The 19,676-nt window shown below is 64.9% G+C and carries 16 protein-coding genes and 5 tRNA genes; 15 read left to right on the forward strand and 6 right to left on the reverse strand.

Annotation, left to right across the window (positions count from 1 at the left end):
- The first annotated feature begins 72 nt into the window (after nucleotides 1–72).
- The 4 genes from U0042_RS08945 to U0042_RS08960 all read left to right on the forward strand — a co-directional run bounded on the left by U0042_RS08945 (nucleotide 73) and on the right by U0042_RS08960 (nucleotide 4,650).
- Nucleotides 73–1,110, forward strand: coding sequence for a microcin C ABC transporter permease YejB (locus U0042_RS08945; protein WP_114810642.1), 1,038 nt, complete (start codon nucleotides 73–75; stop codon nucleotides 1,108–1,110).
- A gap of 28 nt (nucleotides 1,111–1,138) precedes the next feature.
- On the forward strand, nucleotides 1,139–2,218 hold the full coding sequence (locus U0042_RS08950; protein ID WP_114810643.1) for an ABC transporter permease: 1,080 nt from the start codon (nucleotides 1,139–1,141) through the stop codon (nucleotides 2,216–2,218).
- Nucleotides 2,215–3,861, forward strand: a complete 1,647-nt coding sequence (locus tag U0042_RS08955; protein WP_114810644.1) for an ABC transporter ATP-binding protein — start codon at nucleotides 2,215–2,217, stop codon at nucleotides 3,859–3,861. The genes U0042_RS08950 and U0042_RS08955 overlap by 4 nt, the downstream gene beginning before the upstream one ends.
- Before the next feature lie 114 nt (nucleotides 3,862–3,975).
- Nucleotides 3,976–4,650 (forward strand): C40 family peptidase, encoded by a 675-nt coding sequence (locus U0042_RS08960; RefSeq protein WP_114810645.1) that lies wholly within the window; start codon nucleotides 3,976–3,978, stop codon nucleotides 4,648–4,650.
- A 263-nt stretch (nucleotides 4,651–4,913) separates the two neighbouring features.
- Here U0042_RS08960 and U0042_RS08965 read toward each other — a convergent pair whose 3' ends face one another.
- Nucleotides 4,914–5,867 carry a patatin-like phospholipase family protein gene (locus U0042_RS08965; protein WP_114810646.1) on the reverse strand — a complete coding sequence of 318 codons (954 nt, stop codon included), beginning with the start codon at nucleotides 5,865–5,867 and terminating at the stop codon, nucleotides 4,914–4,916.
- 496 nt (nucleotides 5,868–6,363) lie between these two features.
- Here U0042_RS08965 and gltX point away from each other — a divergent pair, with 496 nt between their 5' ends.
- The 7 genes from gltX (at nucleotide 6,364) to U0042_RS09000 (ending at nucleotide 9,362) form a co-directional block, all read left to right on the forward strand.
- Nucleotides 6,364–7,773, forward strand: coding sequence for a glutamate--tRNA ligase (gene gltX / locus U0042_RS08970; RefSeq protein ID WP_114810647.1), 1,410 nt, complete (start codon nucleotides 6,364–6,366; stop codon nucleotides 7,771–7,773).
- Between the two features lie 127 nt (nucleotides 7,774–7,900).
- Nucleotides 7,901–7,976 (forward strand) — tRNA-Ala (locus U0042_RS08975).
- Between the two features lie 180 nt (nucleotides 7,977–8,156).
- A tRNA-Glu gene (locus U0042_RS08980) sits at nucleotides 8,157–8,232 on the forward strand.
- 81 nt (nucleotides 8,233–8,313) lie between these two features.
- A tRNA-Asp gene (locus U0042_RS08985) sits at nucleotides 8,314–8,390 on the forward strand.
- A 59-nt stretch (nucleotides 8,391–8,449) separates the two neighbouring features.
- Nucleotides 8,450–8,525, forward strand: a tRNA-Glu gene (locus U0042_RS08990).
- Between the two features lie 85 nt (nucleotides 8,526–8,610).
- Nucleotides 8,611–8,687 (forward strand) — tRNA-Asp (locus U0042_RS08995).
- 210 nt (nucleotides 8,688–8,897) lie between these two features.
- A complete protein-coding gene (locus tag U0042_RS09000; RefSeq protein ID WP_114810648.1) occupies nucleotides 8,898–9,362 on the forward strand; it encodes a GNAT family N-acetyltransferase in 465 nt (154 codons plus the stop codon).
- Nucleotides 9,363–9,464: 102 nt separating this feature from the next.
- Here U0042_RS09000 and U0042_RS09005 read toward each other — a convergent pair whose 3' ends face one another.
- The gene (locus U0042_RS09005) at nucleotides 9,465–10,364 is read right to left on the reverse strand and encodes an AraC family transcriptional regulator (protein ID WP_114810725.1); all 900 of its coding nucleotides are present in this window, start codon (nucleotides 10,362–10,364) and stop codon (nucleotides 9,465–9,467) included.
- Nucleotides 10,365–10,602: 238 nt separating this feature from the next.
- On the opposite strand from U0042_RS09005, the gene rraA reads away from it, so the two are divergent.
- Entirely contained in the window at nucleotides 10,603–11,094 is a 492-nt protein-coding gene (gene rraA, locus U0042_RS09010; protein ID WP_114810649.1) for a ribonuclease E activity regulator RraA, read from the forward strand.
- Between the two features lie 16 nt (nucleotides 11,095–11,110).
- Nucleotides 11,111–11,521 (forward strand): gamma-glutamylcyclotransferase family protein, encoded by a 411-nt coding sequence (locus U0042_RS09015; protein ID WP_114810650.1) that lies wholly within the window; start codon nucleotides 11,111–11,113, stop codon nucleotides 11,519–11,521.
- 151 nt (nucleotides 11,522–11,672) lie between these two features.
- Here the strand turns inward: U0042_RS09015 and aceB are convergent, their stop codons facing one another.
- Together aceB and U0042_RS09025 are read right to left on the reverse strand one after the other, a co-directional pair.
- The gene (gene aceB, locus U0042_RS09020; RefSeq protein ID WP_114810651.1) at nucleotides 11,673–13,265 is read right to left on the reverse strand and encodes a malate synthase A; all 1,593 of its coding nucleotides are present in this window, start codon (nucleotides 13,263–13,265) and stop codon (nucleotides 11,673–11,675) included.
- Between the two features lie 83 nt (nucleotides 13,266–13,348).
- A complete protein-coding gene (locus U0042_RS09025) occupies nucleotides 13,349–14,119 on the reverse strand; it encodes a haloacid dehalogenase type II (protein WP_114810652.1) in 771 nt (256 codons plus the stop codon).
- Nucleotides 14,120–14,284: 165 nt separating this feature from the next.
- On the opposite strand from U0042_RS09025, the gene U0042_RS09030 reads away from it, so the two are divergent.
- Together U0042_RS09030 and U0042_RS09035 are read left to right on the forward strand one after the other, a co-directional pair.
- Nucleotides 14,285–15,193 (forward strand): LysR family transcriptional regulator, encoded by a 909-nt coding sequence (locus tag U0042_RS09030; protein ID WP_114810653.1) that lies wholly within the window; start codon nucleotides 14,285–14,287, stop codon nucleotides 15,191–15,193.
- Between the two features lie 184 nt (nucleotides 15,194–15,377).
- The gene (locus U0042_RS09035) at nucleotides 15,378–15,812 is read left to right on the forward strand and encodes a universal stress protein (protein WP_114810726.1); all 435 of its coding nucleotides are present in this window, start codon (nucleotides 15,378–15,380) and stop codon (nucleotides 15,810–15,812) included.
- A 296-nt stretch (nucleotides 15,813–16,108) separates the two neighbouring features.
- Here U0042_RS09035 and aceA read toward each other — a convergent pair whose 3' ends face one another.
- Both aceA and U0042_RS09045 read right to left on the reverse strand, forming a co-directional pair.
- Nucleotides 16,109–17,419 carry an isocitrate lyase gene (aceA, locus tag U0042_RS09040; RefSeq protein WP_114810654.1) on the reverse strand — a complete coding sequence of 437 codons (1,311 nt, stop codon included), beginning with the start codon at nucleotides 17,417–17,419 and terminating at the stop codon, nucleotides 16,109–16,111.
- A 417-nt stretch (nucleotides 17,420–17,836) separates the two neighbouring features.
- Entirely contained in the window at nucleotides 17,837–19,519 is a 1,683-nt protein-coding gene (locus tag U0042_RS09045; protein ID WP_114810655.1) for a DEAD/DEAH box helicase, read from the reverse strand.
- Between the last annotated feature and the right edge of the window lie 157 nt (nucleotides 19,520–19,676).

Below are 19,676 nucleotides of genomic sequence, written 5' to 3' on the forward strand. Positions count from 1 at the left end.
TCGTGTTTCAAGCGCGCCGATCATGGCCGCCCGTACGCGAGCCGTCCCGTTCAAACATACGGATTGCCGCCTATGTGGAGCTACATCCTCAAACGCCTGCTGCTGATGATCCCGACGCTCCTCGGCGTGCTGACGCTGACCTTCGTCGTGATCCAGTTCGTGCCGGGCGGGCCGGTGGAGCAGGCGATACACGAGCTGCGCAAAGGTGCCGAGCAGGGCCTGCCGTTCGGCATGCGTGCCCATACGGGCGTGGATGCCCAGCAGCTCGCACAACTCAAGGCGCTCTACGGTTTCGACAAGCCGCCGCTCGAACGCTACTTCATGATGCTCGGACGCTTCGCGCGCTTCGATCTGGGCGACAGTTATTTCCGGCATCAAAGCGTGTGGTCGCTGATCGTCTCGAAGCTGCCGGTGTCGATCAGCATCGGCCTGTGGACGTTCTTCCTCACCTATCTCATATCGGTGCCGCTCGGTATCGCGAAGGCCGTGCGCAACGGCTCGCGCTTCGATCTGGTCACGAGCCTCGTCGTGCTCGTCGGCTACGCGATTCCCGGCTTCGTACTGGGCGTGCTGCTGCTCGTGCTGTTCGGGGGCGGTTCGTTTCTGCAGCTCTTTCCGCTGCGCAATCTCGTGTCGGACAACTGGGACTCGCTGTCGCTCGGCGGCAAGATCCTCGACTATCTGTGGCACATCACGTTGCCCGTCGTTGCTTCCGTGGTGGGCAGCTTCGCCGTGGTCACCATGCTTACGAAGAACGCATTCCTCGACGAAGTGCGCAAGCAGTACGTGCTGACGGCGCGCGCGAAGGGTCTCTCCGAGCGCACGGTGCTGTGGAAGCACGTATTTCGTAACGCGTTGCTGCCGCTCATCGTGGGCTTTCCGGCCGCGTTCATCGGTGCCTTCTTCACGGGCAGCCTGCTGATCGAGACGCTCTTTTCGCTCGACGGGTTGGGCCTGCTCTCCTACGAGTCCGTGATTCGCCGCGACTATCCCGTCGTGCTGGGAACGCTCTATTTGTTCACGCTGATCGGTCTCGTGACGAAACTGATTTCCGATCTCTGCTACGTGCTGGTCGACCCCCGCATTCAATTCGAGCATCTGGAGCACTGAGTTGAGCCGAGCCCGCGTTGGCCCTGAGATGTCCTCTTCCGCGCAGCCGGTGCGCGCATTCGTGTCGCCGTCGCCGGCGCGGCGCATCTGGCAGCGCTTCAGGCAGCAGCGCCTCGGTTACTGGAGCCTCGTCGTCTTCGTGTTCGCCTTCGCGGCGAGCCTTGCGGCGCCGCTGTGGTGCAACGACAAGCCGCTCGTCGTGCGCTACGACGGGCAACTCTATTTCCCGCTCTTCAAGGACTATCCCGAGACCGCATTCGGCGGCGACTTCCCGACGCCGGCCGACTATCTCGATCCGTACATCCGGCATCGCTTCGACGCGCCGGGCAACTTCGCGATCTACCCGCCTAACCCGTACTACTACGACACGCTTAACTATTTTTCGAAAACGCCGAATCCAGCGCCCCCTTCGCGCGCGAACTGGCTCGGCACCGACGATCGCGGCCGCGACCTGTTCGCACGGCTCGTCTACGGCTTTCGCGTTTCGGTGGAGTTCGCGCTCGTGCTCACGGCCATCGGCACGCTGCTCGGCATGCTGGCGGGCGCAGTGCAGGGCTACTTCGGCGGCAAGGTCGATATCGTGGGCCAGCGCCTGATCGAGATCTGGAGCGCGCTGCCCGAGCTGTATCTGCTCATCATTTTTTCCTCGATCTTCGAGCCGGGCTTCATCCTGCTGATCGTGCTGCTCTCGCTGTTCGGCTGGATCGGCCTTTCCGATTACGTGCGCGCCGAATTTCTGCGCAATCGCAATCAGGACTACGTGCGCGCCGCGCGAGCGATGGGGCTGTCGAACTGGCAGATCATCTGGCGGCACGTGCTGCCCAACAGTCTCACGCCGGTCATCACGTTCCTGCCGTTTCGCATGAGCGGCGCGATTCTCGCGCTCACGAGCCTCGACTTTCTCGGCCTCGGCGTGCCCGCGCCTACGCCGAGCCTTGGCGAACTCCTCGCCCAGGGCAAGGCCAATCTCGACGCGTGGTGGATCTCGATGTCCACGTTCGGCGTGCTCGTCGTGACGCTGCTGTTGCTCACGTTCATGGGCGACGCGCTGCGCAACGCGCTCGATACGCGCATTGCCGACGCCATGCGCGCGGGAGGCAACCAGTGAGCGCCGCCGCCAGCGAAAGGGCCGCGCCGGCGGCCGGTACGCCGCTGTTCTCGCTCGAGCGGCTGCGCGTGGCGTTCGGCGATACGGTGGCCGTCAACGACGTGACGCTCTCCATTGCGCGCGGCGAGCGTGTGGCGCTCGTCGGCGAATCGGGCTCGGGCAAGACGGTTACCGCGCTTTCCGTATTGCGTCTGCTCGCGGATGCGCAGGTGGGCGGTTCGATCCGCTTCAACGGGGAAGACCTGCTCGCGAAGAGCGAACGCGAGATGCGCGGCCTGCGCGGCAACGACATCGCGATGATCTTTCAGGAGCCCATGACGGCCCTGAATCCGCTCTTCACGGTGGGCGAGCAGATCGCGGAAACGATCATGCTGCACGACGGCCTCACCAAGCCGCAGGCGTACCGCCAGGCTGCGGCGCTGCTCGCACGCACGGGCATTACCGATCCGGAGCGGCGGGTGGCGAGCTACCCGCACCAGCTTTCCGGCGGGCAGCGCCAGCGCGCGATGATCGCGATGGCGCTGGCTTGCCGGCCGCAACTGCTGCTCGCCGACGAGCCCACCACGGCACTCGACGTCACCATTCGCGCGCAGATCGTCGATCTGCTGCTGGAGCTTCAGCGCGACGAGGCGCAGAAGCGCGGCATGGCGGTGCTGCTCATCACGCACGACCTGAACCTCGTGCGCCGATTCGCGCAGCGCGTGGCCGTGATGGAGCGCGGTGTGCTCGTGGAGAGCGGGCCGGTCGAGACGATTTTCGAATCGCCGCAGCATCCGTACACACAGCGGCTGCTCAACAGCCGGCCGGAGCGCACGGTCGTGCCCGTGCTGCCCATTTCGCCCGTGTTGCTGGATGCGCGCGGCGTGTGCGTCGATTTTCCGACCCGGCTGCCGGGCTTTCGCGGCTGGTTTCGCACCGGGCGCTTTCGCGCAGTGGACGACGCTAACGTGTCGGTGCGGCAGGGCGAGACGCTCGGCATCGTCGGGGAATCGGGTTCGGGCAAATCGACGCTTGCGATGGCGCTGCTCGGACTGCAGCGCACCGCGCACGGCGAGATCGAGTTTCAGGGCCGTTCGCTCGCGAGCTATCGCGGCCGCGAACAGACCGAGCTGCGCTCGAACATGCAGGTGGTGTTTCAGGACCCGTTCAGCTCGCTCTCGCCGCGACACACGATCGAGCGGATCGTGGGCGAGGGGCTCGCGCTGCATCGGCCGCAACTCGACGCGAAGGCGCGGCGCGACAAGGTTGTCGCAGTACTGCGCGAGGTGGGCCTCGACCGCACGGTGCTCTATCGCTATCCGCACGAGTTCTCGGGCGGGCAGCGGCAGCGCATCGCGATCGCGCGGTCGCTGGTGCTGGAGCCGCGCATCCTCATCCTCGACGAGCCGACGAGCGCGCTCGACGTCTCCATCCAGCAGCAAGTGCTCAAGCTGCTGGCCGGGTTGCAACGCAAGTACAACCTCGGCTACGTCTTCATCAGCCACGACCTCGAGGTGATCGGCGCCATGGCGCACCGGGTGGTGGTGATGCAAAACGGGGCGATCGTGGAGACCGGCGAGGTGGGGAAGATCTTCGCCGAACCGGCCCATCCTTATACGCGGAAGCTGCTCCAGGCGGCCCTCGGCGGGCATATTCCCCAATGAGGTGCGTGTGACGATTGTATTTTTCTATTTGTTTTGACACGCGAATACTTACTGGCTAGTATCGTCCAAAGTTTTCTTCTAACCCCCTGATTTTCGGGCAAATTCTACCGACCGATGCACCACAGACATTTGACCCAGGCTTGCGCGCGCGCCGTCGCCGGGATGTTCATCGGCGTGCTGATGGCAGCAAGTTCCGGCACATTCGCCGATGAAGCAAGCAATTTTAGTCAGAATGCCTTAAATTCGTCGCAATTCTCGACGAATTCGCAGTCTTCCTCCCCCACCAGCACCACCCAGGCTCCCGCAGCGAGCGACAGCACGAGCGGCACCCGCTCGTTCCTGTCCGGCATGGCGGGCAAGGCCGGCGACGTGGTGGTCGGCGCGCTGAACATGATTGGCGTGCGCTACCGCTGGGGTGGCAACACGCCGGATTCGGGCCTCGATTGCAGCGGCTTCGTGCGCTACGTGTTCCAGGACACGCTGGGCCTCGCGCTGCCGCGTCGGGCCGAGGAAATGAGTCGCGTGGGCGAGAAGGTGCGCCTCTCCGAGCTGAAGCCGGGCGACCTCGTTTTCTTCAATACGATGCGCCGCACGTTCTCGCACGTCGGCATCTACATCGGCGACAACAAGTTCGTGCATTCGCCTTCCACGGGCAGCACGATCCGCGTCGACGATATGGATGACGGCTATTGGGAAAAGCGCTTTACGGGCGCGCGACGCGTGGAGACCACCTATCCGCAGCAGCAGGACCTGAAGCAGCGCGTAAGCGCGACGATTGGCGGCAATTGAGTAGACCCGCTTAGTCGGGGTTCAGCCGGCCGGCCGCTTCTTTTCATCAGGTCTTCGGCAGTTCGACAAAAAGCTCGCTTCGTTTGAAGCGGGCTTTTTGTGTTTGTAGCGTGCGTTCTGCGTGCCTTGAGTCGTCTCGCCCGCAGGGCCCGTGCTGCGACGGGCCAGCGACAGTGCGGCAAATGCCGGGGTGGCTGAATGGCGCGCCGGGAAGCGCGTGCTCAACCAACGCCTCGCCACCCGCCCCACGGCGGAAACGCCGCTTACGCGACCGTGGCGCGACTTTGCGCGAGTTTGCGTTCCAGCTCCGGCATGATTCGCGCCACCGCTTCCTCGCCGGCGAGAATCGCCGCATTGCGCTGGCCGAAGTCGCTGCTGCTCATGGCGGCCAGATTGGGCCGGATCACGAAGTCCGCGTATTTGTCGAGTTCATAGGCCTTGATGGTCTGGCCCATGATGGTGAACGTCTGCATCAGGACATCGAACGAGCTTTGGGTGAGCCCGCTTTCCGGGCGCGCGGAGATGTCCACCGCGATCACGAAATCGGCGCCCATCTTGTGCGCGAACGCAGCCGGCACCGGGCTCACGAGCCCGCCGTCCACATACTCGTGGCCGCCGATCTTCACGGGCTCGAAAATCGACGGCACGCTGCACGACGCACGAACCGCGATACCCGTGTTGCCGCGCTGGAACAGGATAGGCTCGCCGGTCCTCAGATCGGTGGCAACCACGCCGAGCGGCTTCGCCATCTTCTCGATGGGGCGATTGTTCAACGTCGTGTTGAGATAGTTCTGCAGCGCGATGCCTTGCAGCAGGCCGCGCGTGCGAAACGGCATGGCCCAGTCGCTGATGGATGCCTGATCCATCGTCAAGGCGAGCTTGTTGATCGCGATGCCGCTCATGCCCGAAGCGTAGAGCGCGGCCACCACGGAGCCCGCGCTCGTGCCGCACACCAGGTCGATCTGCACGTTGCGGGCTTCGAGCGCCTTGATCACGCCGATGTGCGCGAAGCCGCGCGCGGCGCCGCCGCCGAGCGCGAGCCCGACCCGCAGCGGACGCGCCGGCTTGCCCACGGGCGGCGTGGCCGCGGTGTTTGGCGCCGATGTGCTGGGGGTGGTGTGGGTCTGCGTGGCTGTGGTGCCGCAGGCAGTCAGGACGGCGGATGCCGCGGCGAGCGAAAACGCCCGGCGGCCCATGGAAGGCGAGGAAGGCTTCAACGATTTCTCCAGCTGCGGTAGCGCACGGCCGGCCGGTAGCCGGGGCGCAGACCGCGGATCACGCAACGCGCGGCGCAATTACGGTGGCGTACCGTGCGGCGCGTACCGCGTCGGCAACGGGCGCCGGCGCGGGCACATCATAAAGCAAACGGGTAGCCATGCACGGATACGCCGACCGAGTGGACGTGCTACTTGTGGTGGGATCCCACACGTACGGCGAGCGACATACAGCGTGCCCCGATGAGAGCGACTGGTAGCGGAATGAGCCGCGCACCCGGCCTCGTTTGCGCGCGTGCCGCGCGGCACCCGGCGGCTCACCGAAGTCCCGGCGGGTATAATCGCAGGTCGAATTTTTCATTCGCGTTGCGTGGGCGAACGCCGCAGGACATCACCGGCCGGCGTCTTGCTCTGCCGCTCGCGGGCGGCCGGCGCGCGTCCTTCACGAGACCGCGGCAGCCTTGCCCGCACGCGCGACGCCGTCTCCGAGCTCATCCATATGACCACCTCTGTCCGTACCCGCTTCGCACCGAGCCCCACCGGTTTCATCCATCTGGGCAACATTCGCTCCGCGCTTTACCCGTGGGCGTTCGCGCGTCATCACAAGGGGACCTTCGTGCTACGCATCGAGGACACGGATCTCGAGCGTTCGACTTCGGAGTCGGTCGACGCCATTCTCGAAGGCATGGCATGGCTCGGCCTCGATTACGACGAAGGCCCGTTCTACCAGATGCAGCGCATGGACCGCTATCGCGAGGTGCTGGCGCAGATGGTGGAGCAGGGTCTCGTGTACCCCTGCTACATGTCGACGGAAGAACTCGATGCGCTGCGTGAAAGGCAGCGCGCCGCCGGCCTCAAGCCGCGTTACGACGGCACGTGGCGTCCGGAGCCCGGCAAGACGCTGCCCACGCCCCCGGAAGGCGTGAAGCCGGTCCTGCGCTTCAGGAATCCGCTGACGGGCGTCGTGGCATGGGACGACGCCGTGAAGGGGCGCGTTGAAATTTCCAACGAGGAGCTCGACGACCTCGTGATCGCGCGTCCCGACGGCACGCCCACCTACAACTTCTGCGTCGTGGTGGACGATCTCGACATGCGCATCACACACGTGATTCGCGGCGACGACCACGTGAACAACACCCCGCGCCAGATCAACATCCTGCGAGCTCTCGGCGCGGAGCCGCCGGTCTACGCGCATCTGCCCACGGTGCTCAACGAGCAGGGCGAGAAGATGAGCAAGCGTCATGGCGCAATGAGCGTGATGGGCTACCGCGACGAGGGTTATCTGCCGGAGGCCGTGCTGAACTATCTCGCGCGTCTCGGCTGGTCGCACGGCGACGCCGAGGTCTTCTCGCGTGAGCAGTTCGTCGAGTGGTTCGACCTCGAACACCTCGGCAAGTCGCCGGCGCAGTACGACCACAACAAGCTGAACTGGCTCAACAATCACTACATCAAGGAAGCGGACAGCGCGCGTCTTGCCGGGCTGGCGAAGCCGTTCTTCGAGGCGCTCGGCATCGACGCTGCGGCGCTCGAGGCAGGCCCGTCGCTCGACGGCGTGATCGCCTTGCTCAAGGATCGCGCATCGACCATCAAGGAGATCGCCGAAAACGCCGTCATGTTCTATCGCGAGCCGCAGCCTGAGCCCGAGGCGCTGGCGCAGCACGTGACCGACGCCGTGCGTGGCGCGCTCGCCGATCTCGTCACGGCGCTGCGCAGCGCCGAATGGACGAAGGAGGGGATCGCGGCGGCGCTGAAGGCGACGCTTGCGGCACACAAGCTCAAGATGCCGCAACTCGCGATGCCGGTACGCCTGCTCGTGGTCGGCACGACGCACACACCCTCGATCGATAGCTTGCTTTCGCTCTTCTCACGCGAGGTAGTGGTGGCGCGAATCGGCAAGGCGCTGGCTTAAGCGTGATGCCGAAAACGGAGCGCGATTCGAAGGGCCGCTCGGCGCGATCGAAAAAGTTGCGTTGGAAAGCTCAAAGGGTATTTACAAACCACGATTCGGTCTCTAAAATCTCGTTTCTGTTCTGCAAGGGGGTATAGCTCAGCTGGGAGAGCGCTTGCATGGCATGCAAGAGGTCAGCGGTTCGATCCCGCTTACCTCCACCACCAGAACATTCGTGAATCTCTTTTCTGCCCAGCCGGACGTCGTAGAAAAAAGACTTCACAAGCAGCGGTACGGCAGTTAATATAGCGGTCTTCGCTGTTGCAGGTAGTTAGCAGCAAATTGCGAGCGGTAGCGTCGCGATAAGCGACACGATGCAGAAGAGGTTGGTCTGCAAAGATTATGTCCCCTTCGTCTAGAGGCCTAGGACATCACCCTTTCACGGTGAGTACAGGGGTTCGAATCCCCTAGGGGACGCCAGGACATTCGCGGCGCCAGGCAGTAACCGGCGAAGCAGCATGCGGGAACTAACCGACGCCCGTAAGCGATGATGTAAAGACTGGAGCGGTAGTTCAGTCGGTTAGAATACCGGCCTGTCACGCCGGGGGTCGCGGGTTCGAGTCCCGTCCGCTCCGCCAGACAAAGCCCGTTCAGGCGCACTTGAGCGGGCTTTTTTATTAAGGTGTAAGCCTGTGTTGTCCCCTTCGTCTAGAGGCCTAGGACATCACCCTTTCACGGTGAGTACAGGGGTTCGAATCCCCTAGGGGACGCCAAAGACACACAGGTAGCAGCGCCATGCAGCACGAGGCGATGCAGCGTACGCAGCCACAAGGCGATGTGCGCGAAGCTGTAGAGACTGGAGCGGTAGTTCAGTCGGTTAGAATACCGGCCTGTCACGCCGGGGGTCGCGGGTTCGAGTCCCGTCCGCTCCGCCAAAAACGAGAAGCCCGCTGGGAACACCCAGCGGGCTTTTTGTTGTTTGCTCCAGTCAGAGCGGCGCGGACGAAGGGGATGCTCGACCTGACTCCGCCAACCGTCAACCAGCAACGCCAAGCCGTTGTTCCTGACCGCTTCGGAAAAACAGCCATTGCCAGCGTGCACGGCCTGCCTTACCGTTGTGCAGGTTCTTCTCTCGCCGGTGTGCCATGTTTGCCCCGAACGACGTCCCATCCCGCTTCCATCTGCGCGGCGCCACCATAGAAGACTTCGAGTTTGCCGAAGCGCTGACGCGTACGAACATGGACGGCTATTACCGGCGACACCATCTCGTCTGGCGGGGCGACCTGTTTCTCGCAAGCTGGCGCGAATCCGAGAACTTCATTCTGGAAGCCGAGGGCGAAGCAATCGGCGTGCTGCGGGTGACGGAAGAAAACGACTCGCTGCATATCCGGGACGTGCAGATCGCCGAAGGACACCGGCGTCAGGGTGCAGGCACCTTCCTGCTCGACATCTCGCATCAGTGGGCGCGCGAACGCGGTCTGAAGGAGCTTCAACTGCGGGTGTTCGTCGACAATCCGGCGGCAAGGCTCTATCAGCGCATGGGGTACCGGCCTGCGGGCCCGAGGCTTGCGCGGCTCGGCTCCATCCGCCACATGGCGCGCAAGGTGTGATGCGGTGGATGTCATCCCCTTCGTCGGTCGCTAAGCCAATCCTTCTGCATACGCCAACTGCTGTTGCAATCGCGTCATGCGCGAGCGGCATTCATCATTTGTCTACGTCCGCGCAGGCCGTGCGGTGCTGACCTCGACGTCCGGTGACAACAGCTCGTCTCGAGCAGCAAGCGCGACGCCGTTGTCCTCGCGATGTGCGATGTCGCGTGCGATGAATGCGCGCGGACTCTGTCCGAAGGCCCGTCGGAACATCGCGGAGAACGCACTCTGGCTCTGGTAGCCGAGTTCTTCCGCCACGAGCGACATCGGCCGCCCCTGGTTCAGCAACGGAATCGCACGCGCGAGGATGGCCTGCTGACGCCACTGCGAGAAGCTCATGCCCAGTTCCTGGCGGAACAGCCGGGCGATAGTGCGCGTGCTCGCACCGATGCTGGCCGCCCAGTGTTCCAGCGACACCGAGCCGGCCGGATCGGCAATCAGCGCTTCGCATAGCGTGCGCAACCGTTTTTCGGCCGGCATCGGTACCGAGAGCGGCAGCGGCTCGGACCGCGTGATCTCGTCGAGGGCGAGCGTGCCGAGCAGCCGCTCGCGATACGAGGGCAACCCTTGCGTATCGAGCGCCGCAATGACCTCGCGCAGCAGCCCCGACACCTCCACTACGCGACACGCGTCCAGCCCCTCGGGCACCACCGTCTCGTCCACATAGAGCGTACGCAGGAACGCCTCTTCGACGATGACGACTTCGTGCGTCACGTGCGGCGGCACCCAGATCGCGCGCGAGGGCGGCACCATCCACGTCGTACCCGTGGTCGCCACGCGCAGCACGCCGCGCGACGCATAGGCGACCTGCGCCCAGCCGTGCGTATGACGCGCGATGCGCACGCCCGCCGGCATGGGGCGCGACCGCACCCGGATGGGATGAACCGGCGTGGGCGCGAAGTCCGGCGGAATGTCGGCGAAGTGGACCTGATCGGAAGAAGACGAAGTGGCGTCGAGTGGCATGGCAGGCGCGGAGTCGGGCAGCGGCGGCTCCGCCATTGTAGGCGGGTGCAGCACGCGCTGCAGGGCGCGGCCGGGCGCCGGGCAGACTCGCACGCATGCCGCACACACCCGCTGCGCAGCCCCGTTGACCGGTTGCCGCCGGCTTTTCTTCCCTGCCCGATATGCGGGCATAATGCGTGCGATTTCGATGACGTCGAACTCATTGCCAAACCCCATCGCCAAACCGTGGAGGAAGCCCATGACCCAGGCCACTGCGGATCTCTGCGACGCGCACGAGGATCAGCTTGCCGCCGGCACGCTGCGCGTGCTCGATCCGGTATTTCGTTTCTTCGGCCGCGCGCCGGCTTTTTGCGGCCCGGCCGTCACGCTGAAAATCTTCGAGGACAACACGCTCGTGCGCACCGCGCTCGAACAACCCGGCGAAGGCCGCGTGCTCGTGGTGGACGGCGGCGGCAGTCTGCGATGCGCGCTGGTCGGCGGCAACCTCGGCAAGCTCGGGCAGGTCAACGGCTGGGCGGGCATCGTCGTGTACGGCTGCGTGCGGGACACGCGTGAACTGAACGAATGCGACATCGGCATTGCCGCGCTGGCCGCCCACCCGCAGCGCAGCCAGAAGCGCGGCGGCGGCGAACGCGACGTACCGGTGCGCCTGCCCGGCACGACGGTGCGGCCCGGCGAATGGATCTACGCCGACGCGGACGGCGTGCTCGTTTCCAGCGCGCCGCTCTGAAGCCGGGGGACGCTTGATGCAGTACGTGTTTGTCTACGGCACCTTGCGGGCGGGAGAGATCAACGACATCAACGTGGCCGCGGCGCGCTACGACATCGCGGCGCCGACACTCGTAGGCGAGGCCTTCGTGCGCGGGCGACTGTTCGATTTCGGCGCGTATCCGGGGCTCGTGGTGGAGCAGGTTGGCGACCGGGCGCTGCGCGTGAAGGGCGACGTCTACGAGATCGACGACGCGCTTGTCGCCGTGCTCGACGAGATCGAAGAGGTCTATCCGGGTGTGGAAGGGCTATTTCTCGCCCGTCATACGGAGGTCGAGGTGAACGGCGTGGCGCTCACCTGCCGGTTCTATCCCGTTGCGCCGGATTCGGCGAGGGGATGGCCGGAGATCAGGAACGGAGACTGGGTGACGTACCGGCGCGCCCGCTGAGGCGAGGGCCGCCTGAGGTGGCCTGCTGTAGCCGGAGGTTCGCGTGTAACCCGCGTGCACTACCGCGCCACCTGACTGGTAACCGGCTCCGCTACCACGAGACCGGCCCGTGTTTACAACCGGGCTGGCCACGCAATAGCGATCACGGTACTTAGATTTCCTCGTACAGCGGCAGCGTGAGGAATTCAGTGAATTGCTCTGCCGTCGACATCTGCTCGAAGATTTCGGCCGCGCGGTCGTACGGTGCCGTATCGCCGCCCACCACGTTCTTCACCTTCACGAGTTCCTCTTTCGCGAGCGCTCGAACGAGTTCGGCCGTGACCTTGCGGCCGTCCTCCAGCGTGCCCTTCGGCGAGCGGATCCACTGCCACACCTGGGAGCGCGAAATTTCCGCCGTGGCGGCATCTTCCATCAGATTGTGGATCGGCACGCAGCCGTTACCGGCGAGCCACGAGCCCAGGTAGTGGATGCCCACGTTGATGTTGTTGCGCAGACCCGTTTCGGTGATCGGCTGTTCCGGACGGAAGTCGAGCAGATCTTTGGCCGTCACCTGCACGTCGTCGCGCTGCTTGCCGATCTGGTTCGGCTTGTCGCCGAGCACCTTGACGAACTCTTCCATTGCCACGGGCACGAGGCCCGGGTGCGCGACCCAGCCGCCGTCGTAGCCGTCGCCGGCGTCGCGTGCTTTGTCCGAACGCACGCCGCCCATCGCCTTGTCGTTAGCGGCCGGATCGTTCTTGATCGGAATGAGCGCGCTCATTCCGCCGATGGCCGGCGCGTTGCGTCGGTGGCAGGTCTTGAGCAACTGCAGTGCGTAGGCGCGCATGAACGGCACGGTCATCGTGATCTGCGAGCGGTCCGCAAGGCAGAAGTCCTTATCGTTCTTGAACTTCTTGATGGCCGAGAAGATGTAGTCCCAGCGGCCCGCGTTGAGGCCGGAGCTGTGCTCGCGCAGCTCATAGAGGATTTCGTCCATCTCGAAGGCGGCGAGGATCGTTTCGATCAGCACCGTCGCGCGAATCGTGCCGCGGGCAATACCCACGGCTTCCTGCGCGGCGACGAAGACGTCGTTCCAGAGGCGTGCTTCGAGGTGGCTTTCCATCTTCGGCAGATAGAAGTACGGGCCGCTGCCGCGCGCGATCAGTTCCTTCGCGTTGTGGAACAGGTACAGCGCGAAGTCGAAGATGCCGCCCGAGACGCGCTGGCCGTCCACGGTCACGTGCTTCTCGTCGAGGTGCCAGCCGCGCGGACGCACGATCAGCGTCGCGACCTTGTCGTTCAGGCGATACGACTTGCCGTTCTGCTCGAGCGAAATGGTGCGGCGGACGGCGTCCTTGAGGTTGATGTGGCCGGTGATCTGGTTGTTCCAGTTCGGCGTGTTCGAGTCCTCGAAGTCAGTCATGTACGAGTCCGCGCCGGAGTTCAGCGCGTTGATGATCATCTTGCGCTCCACCGGGCCCGTGATTTCCACGCGGCGGCATTCCAGGTCTTTCGGCAACGGCGCAATGGTCCAGTCGCCGTCGCGCACGCTCTTCGTTTCGGCGAGGAAGTCGGGGCGCTCGCCCGCGTCGAGGCGCTTCGTGCGCTCGGCACGAGCCTTCAGCAGTTCCTGGCGGCGCGGCTCGAAAGCGCGATGCAGTTGCGTGACGAGTGCCAGTGCCTGCGGCGTAAGGATCGTTTCGAAGCCCGGCGCAATCTCGCCGGTAATCTGCATGCCCTGCGGTGTCTGCAACGAATTGGCCATGATGGCTGCTCCCTGGTCGGTCAGATGTGAATCGGATGTGAAAGCGGGTACTGCGTGCGCCGTCCGCGCGGAACGGCGGCCCGTCATGCGCCGGGGCTGTGGCGCACGCGGGCCGCGCTCCGGTCGGGCGGCGCGTGGGTTTCGAGAAACGCGGCGAGGTCCGCCATGCCGCTGCCTGTGCCGTCCGGCCGCACGCCCAGTTCCTCTGCGGGCGCGCCCTGGCGGTTGATCCAGAACGTGGTGTAGCCGAACCAGCCGGCGCCCGCGGCGTCCCAGCCGTTCGACGAAACGAACACGATGTCGCGTGGCGCTGCGCCGAAGGCCTGCGTGCCGAGCGCATAGGCGGCCGGCGAGGGCTTGTAGGCACGCACGGCGTCCACCGAAAGCACGTGATCGAAGAGTCCCGTCATGCCGGCGCTTTTGACGGCGATGTCGAGCATCTGCGGATTGCCGTTCGAGAGAATGGCCAGGCCCGGCGCGCGGCCCGCGCCATCGCCTGCGCGCAACTGCCGCAGCACGGGCAGGACGTCGGGAAAAGCCGAGAGACACGCGTATTCGTCCATCAGCCGCTTTTCGCCGGTGGCCGTGAGCGGCAGACCCAGCTTGCGCGCCGAGAAGCGCAGGGCGTCGAGCGTGACGCTCCAGAATGGCTGGTAGCGCGCGCCGCCTTCGGGGTCCGAGAGCGTGCGCAATTGGGTGTATTCGATCTGCTTTTGCCGCCACAACTGCGAGAGCGCGAGTCCCTGGCCGGCGAACAGCTGCTCGGCCGCGGCGACGACCGAATGGACGTCGAAGAGCGTGCCGTACGCGTCGAAAATCACTGCCTTGGGAAAGAGTGTCGTTGTGGCCGACATAGCCGTGCGCTCCGTTGTCAGAGGTCGACGACGATTCTATTCGTGATGCTTAAGGCAAAGAAAGCTTCGAATCGTCACTTGATCTTTTACTTTCATCTACCTAATCTGTCGCTCACCGCTCCGGGACTCACTTTCCCGGCGCTTTGAACTGTCTACGGTGATGCGATGGACCGCTTCAAACAGATCGAAACTTTCGTCGCCGTAGCAGCGAAGGGCAGCCTCTCGGCCGCGGCGCAAGCCGAGGGCGTGGCGCCCGCCATCATCGGGCGACGTATCGACGCGCTCGAAGAGCGCCTCGGCGTGAAACTGCTCGTGCGCACCACGCGACGCATTACGCTCACGTTCGAAGGCTCGGCGTTTCTCGAAGACTGTCAGCGCGTGCTGCACGAGATGCAGAACGCCGAAGCGAGCGTGTCGGCGGGCGGCGTCAAGGCGAGCGGTCACCTGCGCGTCTCGGCGCCAGCGGGTTTCGGCCGACGCCACGTGGCGCCGCTCGTGCCCGCGTTCACCGTGGCGCATCCGGACGTTTCCGTGACGCTGGATCTTTCGGACCGCATGGTGGATCTCGTGAACGAGGGATTCGACTGCGCCGTACGTCTCGGCGAACTGCCGGACTCTTCGCTCGTCTCGCTGCGGTTGGGCGAAAACCGGCGCCTGTGCGTGGCTTCGCCGGACTACCTCGCACGCCGCGGCACGCCGGCCACGCTCGCGGATCTCGCTCATCACAATTGCCTCGCGCTGGCGGCAAGCGCCAACCAGCAGCGCGGCTGGACGTTCCAGCAGGACGGCAAGGTCGTCTCCATTCGCGTCTCCGGCACCATGGAATGCTCGGACGGCGCGGTCCTGCACGAATGGTGTCTCGAAGGTCACGGGCTCGCGTGGCGCTCGTGGTGGGAGGTCGGCACCGACGTGCTCGCCGGACGGCTCGTGAGTGTGCTCGACGCCTTCGCCGCACCGCCCATCGGTATTCACGCCGTCTTTCCGCAACGCCGCCATTTGCCGCTGCGCGTGCGGCTCTTTCTCGATTTCCTCAAACATACCTACGAGCAACCCGGCTATTGGGGCGAGGGTTGATGCCGCGCCTTGCGTCGCACTGCAGGCGGGTTTCCGATATGGGTACAGACCCGCACCCGTGCGTTGCCGCGTTTTTCGGCGCACTAGAATCGGAGCACGAGGTCCGCGATGCGGGACCACCCCGACACCACCGCCGCAGCCCGGCGCCGTGCAGATCGCGCCGCTGCCCGCAACGGAGGGCGCCATGTTCAAGCACATCCTGGTTCCAACCGATGGATCGGAACTGTCGAAGAAGGCGATCGACGGCGCCATCGATCTGGCCCGCGCCGTGGGCGCGCGCGTAACGGCGTACGCGTGTCTGCCGCAATATCCGTACTCGCCGTTTTCCGAAGTCGTGATCGAACCGCCTGTCGACTTCCAGCAACGCAGCGAACGTGAGGCGCAGATGCATCTGCAGGAGGTCGAGGAAGCCGCGCGCAGCGCGGGCGTGGTCTGCGACTGCCAGACGAGCGTGCACCCGTCACCGTATCTCGGCATCATCGAAGCGGCGGAGCAGGGCGGTTGCGATGTGATCTTCATGGCCTCGCACGGACGGCGCGGCCTGGGCAGCCTGCTGATCGGCAGCGAGACGCAGCGCGTGCTGACCCATACGAAGATTCCTGTGATCGTGTATCGATAGCGACAAGCGAGGCCGTGGGGCAACGCGGCTCGCAGCGAAATCGCGCCGGGGGTCCGGCGCGTTCCGTTCTTTTGTGTGCTGCCGCGGTTGTGCCGCGTTGGCGTTTTTTCCAGGCTCGCAGTCCGACGTATGGGGTCGACCATATCGCGTCTGCCAAGGCGCGCACCCCGTCGCGCAGCCTGGTGTGGCGGCGGGCGGTACCTGAGTACCCACCCGCCGCGCCTCCTCCCTGATTTGTTTTTGAAGCCGGCACGATTCGGTGCCGGGGACCTGCCCCGGACCGGCAACCCATTGGATCAGGCGACCTTCTTGTCGAAGAACTGCTCGTCTTCGGTCGAACCATGCAGCGCCGTGGTGGAAGCGTCGCGCTCCACCGTCTGGGTGACGGCGTCGAAGTAGCCCGTGCCGACCTCGCGCTGGTGCTTGACCGCGGTGAAGCCCTTCTCGGCGGCGGCGAACTCGGCCTGCTGGAGCTCGACGAACGCGCTCATCTGCTGGCGTGCGTAGCCGTGCGCGAGATTGAACATCGAGTAGTTGAGCGCGTGGAAGCCGGCGAGCGTGATGAACTGGAACTTGTAGCCCATCGCGCCCAGCTCCTTCTGGAACTTCGCGATCGTTGCGTCGTCGAGGTTCTTCTTCCAGTTGAACGACGGCGAGCAGTTGTAGGAGAGCAGCTTGCCCGGGAACTGCTTGTGGATCGCCTCGGCGAACTTCTTCGCGTACTCGAGATCCGGCTTGCCCGTTTCGCACCAGATCAGGTCGGCATACGGCGCGTAGGCGAGGCCGCGCGACACGGCTTGCTCGAGGCCCGGCTTCGTGCGGAAGAAGCCTTCCACCGTGCGCTCGCCCGTGAGGAACGGCTTGTCGTTGTCGTCGACGTCGGACGTGATGAGGTCGGCGGCTTCTGCGTCGGTACGCGCGACGAGCACAGTCGGCGTGCCGCAGACGTCGGCGGCGAGGCGCGCGGCGACGAGCTTGGCGACGTTTTCGCGGGTCGGCACGAGCACCTTGCCGCCCATGTGGCCGCACTTCTTGACGGAGGCGAGCTGGTCTTCGAAGTGCACGCCCGCGGCGCCGGCCTCGATCATGGCCTTCATCAGTTCGAATGCGTTGAGCACGCCGCCGAAGCCGGCTTCGGCGTCGGCCACGATGGGCGCGAAGAAGTCGACGTAGCCTTCGTCGCCTTCGTTCTTGCCTTCGGACCACTGGATCTGGTCGGCGCGCGTGAGCGTATTGTTGATGCGCTTCACGACGAGCGGCACCGAGTTCGCGGGGTACAGCGACTGGTCGGGGTACATTTCACCGGCCACGTTGGCGTCGCCCGCGACTTGCCAGCCCGAGAGGTAGATCGCCTTGAGGCCGGCCTTGACCTGCTGCATGGCCTGGTTGCCGGTGAGGGCGCCGAGCGCGTTCACGAACGGCTCGTTGTTCACGAGCTGCCACAGCTTTTCTGCGCCGCGCTTCGCGAGCGTGTGCTCGACTTGCAGCGAGCCGCGCAGGCGCACGACGTCCTCGGCGCTGTAGCCGCGCTTGATGCCTTTCCAGCGCGGATCGGTTTCCCATTGCTGTTGCAGTTCCTGAGCCTGTTGTTGACGCGTCGTGGTCATGATGTGCTCTCCTTTGAGTGCCTTGAAGTGAATCGATGGACTGGCTGTCTTCGCGAAACGACGGGTTCCTGGAGGAATTGGGTCGACTCGTTTCGCGAAGTCTTATATAAGAGTCTAGGCAAAACCGGGCAGGTGCAACAGGCCGTAAGTCAGGTTTTATAGGAATTTATTTTTGTTTTAAATCAATGGCTTGATGTGTTGATTTCGTGATGAGAAATGTCGTTTTCCATCCTGGAACGCAACAGCTTGTGCCACGCAGCACGAAATTTTACGACTCAAAAGATTTTTTCATATCGTGAAATTCAGGCGGACATAAAAAAAGACCGGTGCCTGGGCACCGGTCTTCAGCGCTTTCGCTGCGGCAGAAGAAGCCGCTGGGAAGGCAATCAGGCGCATCGCGTTCGCGATGCGCGCAGGTTAGTCGTCGCGACGCGAAGTGCGCGATCCGTCCTGACGGCGGCCGCTGTAGCCGCCTTCGCGCGAGCGGCCGTAGCCTTCGCGGGAGCCGCCGCCGAAGCCGCGGGAGTCGCCGGAACCGCTGCGCTGACCGCCGGGGCGGCCATCACGGGCGCCATAGCCGTCGCGCGACTGGCCGCCGCTCGGCGCGCCGTAACCACCGCGCGAAGCACCGTCCGCGGACTTGTTGGCCCAGCCCCCCGTACGTTGACCGCCCTGGCCGTAGCCGCCGCCCGGCTTGCCGCCATTACCGAAGCGGCGACCGCCGTTGCCGCCACCCGGACGGCCGCGACCGAAGCCGCGATTGGCGGGCGCCGTCTTGCGAGGCTCGAAGCCCTCGACCACGTTGACGGGCAACGTGGTGTGCACAAAGCGCTCGATGCGCTTGAGCGCGCCTTGCTCGGCGTGATGGACGAGGCTTACCGCGATGCCCGAGCGGCCCGCACGACCGGTACGGCCGATGCGGTGCACGTAGTCTTCGGCGAACTTGGGCAGATCGTAGTTGAACACGTGCGTGATGCCGGGGATGTCGATGCCGCGCGCAGCCACGTCGGTTGCAACCAGCACGCGAACGCGGCGCTCGCGCAGCGCGCGGATGGTGCGGTTACGTGCGCCCTGGGGCAGGTCGCCGTGCAGCGCGGCCGTTTCGAAACCGGCGTCGGCGAGGCGACCGGCAAGCTGGTCGGCGTCCATCTTGGTTGCCGTGAACACGATGGCCTGGTCGAGGCCGGTGTCGCGCAGCAGATGGTCGAGCAGACGGTTCTTATGGTCGCGGTCGTCGACGTAGTGCACCGTCTGCGCGATGTTCGCACGCGACTCGAGGCGCTGCACGATCTCGATACGCTCCGGATCCTTCAGCAGGCGGCTCGTGAGCGAACCGATCTTGCCGTCCAGCGTGGCCGAAAAAAGCATGGTCTGACGCGTGGCCGGCGTGGCGGCCACGATCGTTTCGATGTCGTCGATGAAGCCCATGTCGAGCATGCGGTCGGCTTCGTCGAGCACCAGCATCTGGAGTTCGGACAGGTCGATGCGACCGCGCTCGAGATGGTCGAGCAGACGGCCCGGCGTCGCGACGAGAATCTCAGGGTTCTTCGCGAGCAGCATCAACTGCTGGCCATATGCGACGCCGCCCAGAATGCTGAGCGTGCGCAGGCGGCGCAGATGCTTGCCGTAGGTCGATGCGGCGGTGGTCACCTGCATGGCGAGCTCGCGGGTGGGCGTGAGCACGAGGAGTCCAGGGCGCGCGACCGGCTGCGGACGGCGGCCACGGCGCTCGCCTTGCGCGTCGCCCGAACGGGGTTCGCGCGGCTGGCTGGCTTGCGTCTTTTGCAGTTGGGCGAAGCGCTCGATGGCGGGCAGCATGAAGGCCGCGGTCTTGCCGGAGCCGGTCGGGCTCGAAACGAGCAGGTCGCGGCCCGCGATGGCGGCCGGAATGGCACGCTGCTGCACGGGCGTGGGTACCTTGTAGCCCGCCGCGGTGAGCGCCGAAACGATTTCGGGCGAGAGGCCGAGCGACGCGAACGACGGGCCTTCCGGCGTGACAGCGGCGGCGGCGTCGTGCGCGGGAGCGGCCTGCTGTTCGTTGTCACCGAAGACGTCGTTGGCGAGGGCGGTCAGCGGGCTGGGGGTGTTACTCGAAGTCATGTAAATCCTTGGAACGCAGGAAATGGAACGTCGGCGCCAATCGACACAACCCTGGTCGTCGGATTCAGCGGGCATGAAGCCGCGAGCAAATCGAAAAACGGGGGCAACTCGCAACCGTGAGCGAGTTTCTAGTTAGAAGCTGTTTCGGATGCGGCGC

The sequence above is a fragment of the Paraburkholderia kururiensis genome, from assembly GCF_034424375.1.
GTDB classification, from domain to species: Bacteria; Pseudomonadota; Gammaproteobacteria; order Burkholderiales; family Burkholderiaceae; genus Paraburkholderia; species Paraburkholderia kururiensis_A.

What these genes read in the sequence shown, in the direction of transcription:
- U0042_RS08950 (WP_114810643.1), top strand. Translation starts at nt 1,139, where the DNA reads ATGTCCTCTTCCGCGCAGCCGGTGCGCGCATTCGTGTCGCCGTCGCCG.
- aceA (WP_114810654.1), bottom strand. Translation starts at nt 17,419, where the DNA reads ATGACCACGACGCGTCAACAACAGGCTCAGGAACTGCAACAGCAATGG.
- U0042_RS09000 (WP_114810648.1), top strand. Translation starts at nt 8,898, where the DNA reads ATGTTTGCCCCGAACGACGTCCCATCCCGCTTCCATCTGCGCGGCGCC.
- U0042_RS09045 (WP_114810655.1), bottom strand. Translation starts at nt 19,519, where the DNA reads ATGACTTCGAGTAACACCCCCAGCCCGCTGACCGCCCTCGCCAACGAC.
- U0042_RS08960 (WP_114810645.1), top strand. Translation starts at nt 3,976, where the DNA reads ATGCACCACAGACATTTGACCCAGGCTTGCGCGCGCGCCGTCGCCGGG.
- gltX (WP_114810647.1), top strand. Translation starts at nt 6,364, where the DNA reads ATGACCACCTCTGTCCGTACCCGCTTCGCACCGAGCCCCACCGGTTTC.
- rraA (WP_114810649.1), top strand. Translation starts at nt 10,603, where the DNA reads ATGACCCAGGCCACTGCGGATCTCTGCGACGCGCACGAGGATCAGCTT.
- aceB (WP_114810651.1), bottom strand. Translation starts at nt 13,265, where the DNA reads ATGGCCAATTCGTTGCAGACACCGCAGGGCATGCAGATTACCGGCGAG.
- U0042_RS09015 (WP_114810650.1), top strand. Translation starts at nt 11,111, where the DNA reads ATGCAGTACGTGTTTGTCTACGGCACCTTGCGGGCGGGAGAGATCAAC.
- U0042_RS09035 (WP_114810726.1), top strand. Translation starts at nt 15,378, where the DNA reads ATGTTCAAGCACATCCTGGTTCCAACCGATGGATCGGAACTGTCGAAG.
- U0042_RS09025 (WP_114810652.1), bottom strand. Translation starts at nt 14,119, where the DNA reads ATGTCGGCCACAACGACACTCTTTCCCAAGGCAGTGATTTTCGACGCG.
- U0042_RS09005 (WP_114810725.1), bottom strand. Translation starts at nt 10,364, where the DNA reads ATGCCACTCGACGCCACTTCGTCTTCTTCCGATCAGGTCCACTTCGCC.
- U0042_RS08945 (WP_114810642.1), top strand. Translation starts at nt 73, where the DNA reads ATGTGGAGCTACATCCTCAAACGCCTGCTGCTGATGATCCCGACGCTC.
- U0042_RS09030 (WP_114810653.1), top strand. Translation starts at nt 14,285, where the DNA reads ATGGACCGCTTCAAACAGATCGAAACTTTCGTCGCCGTAGCAGCGAAG.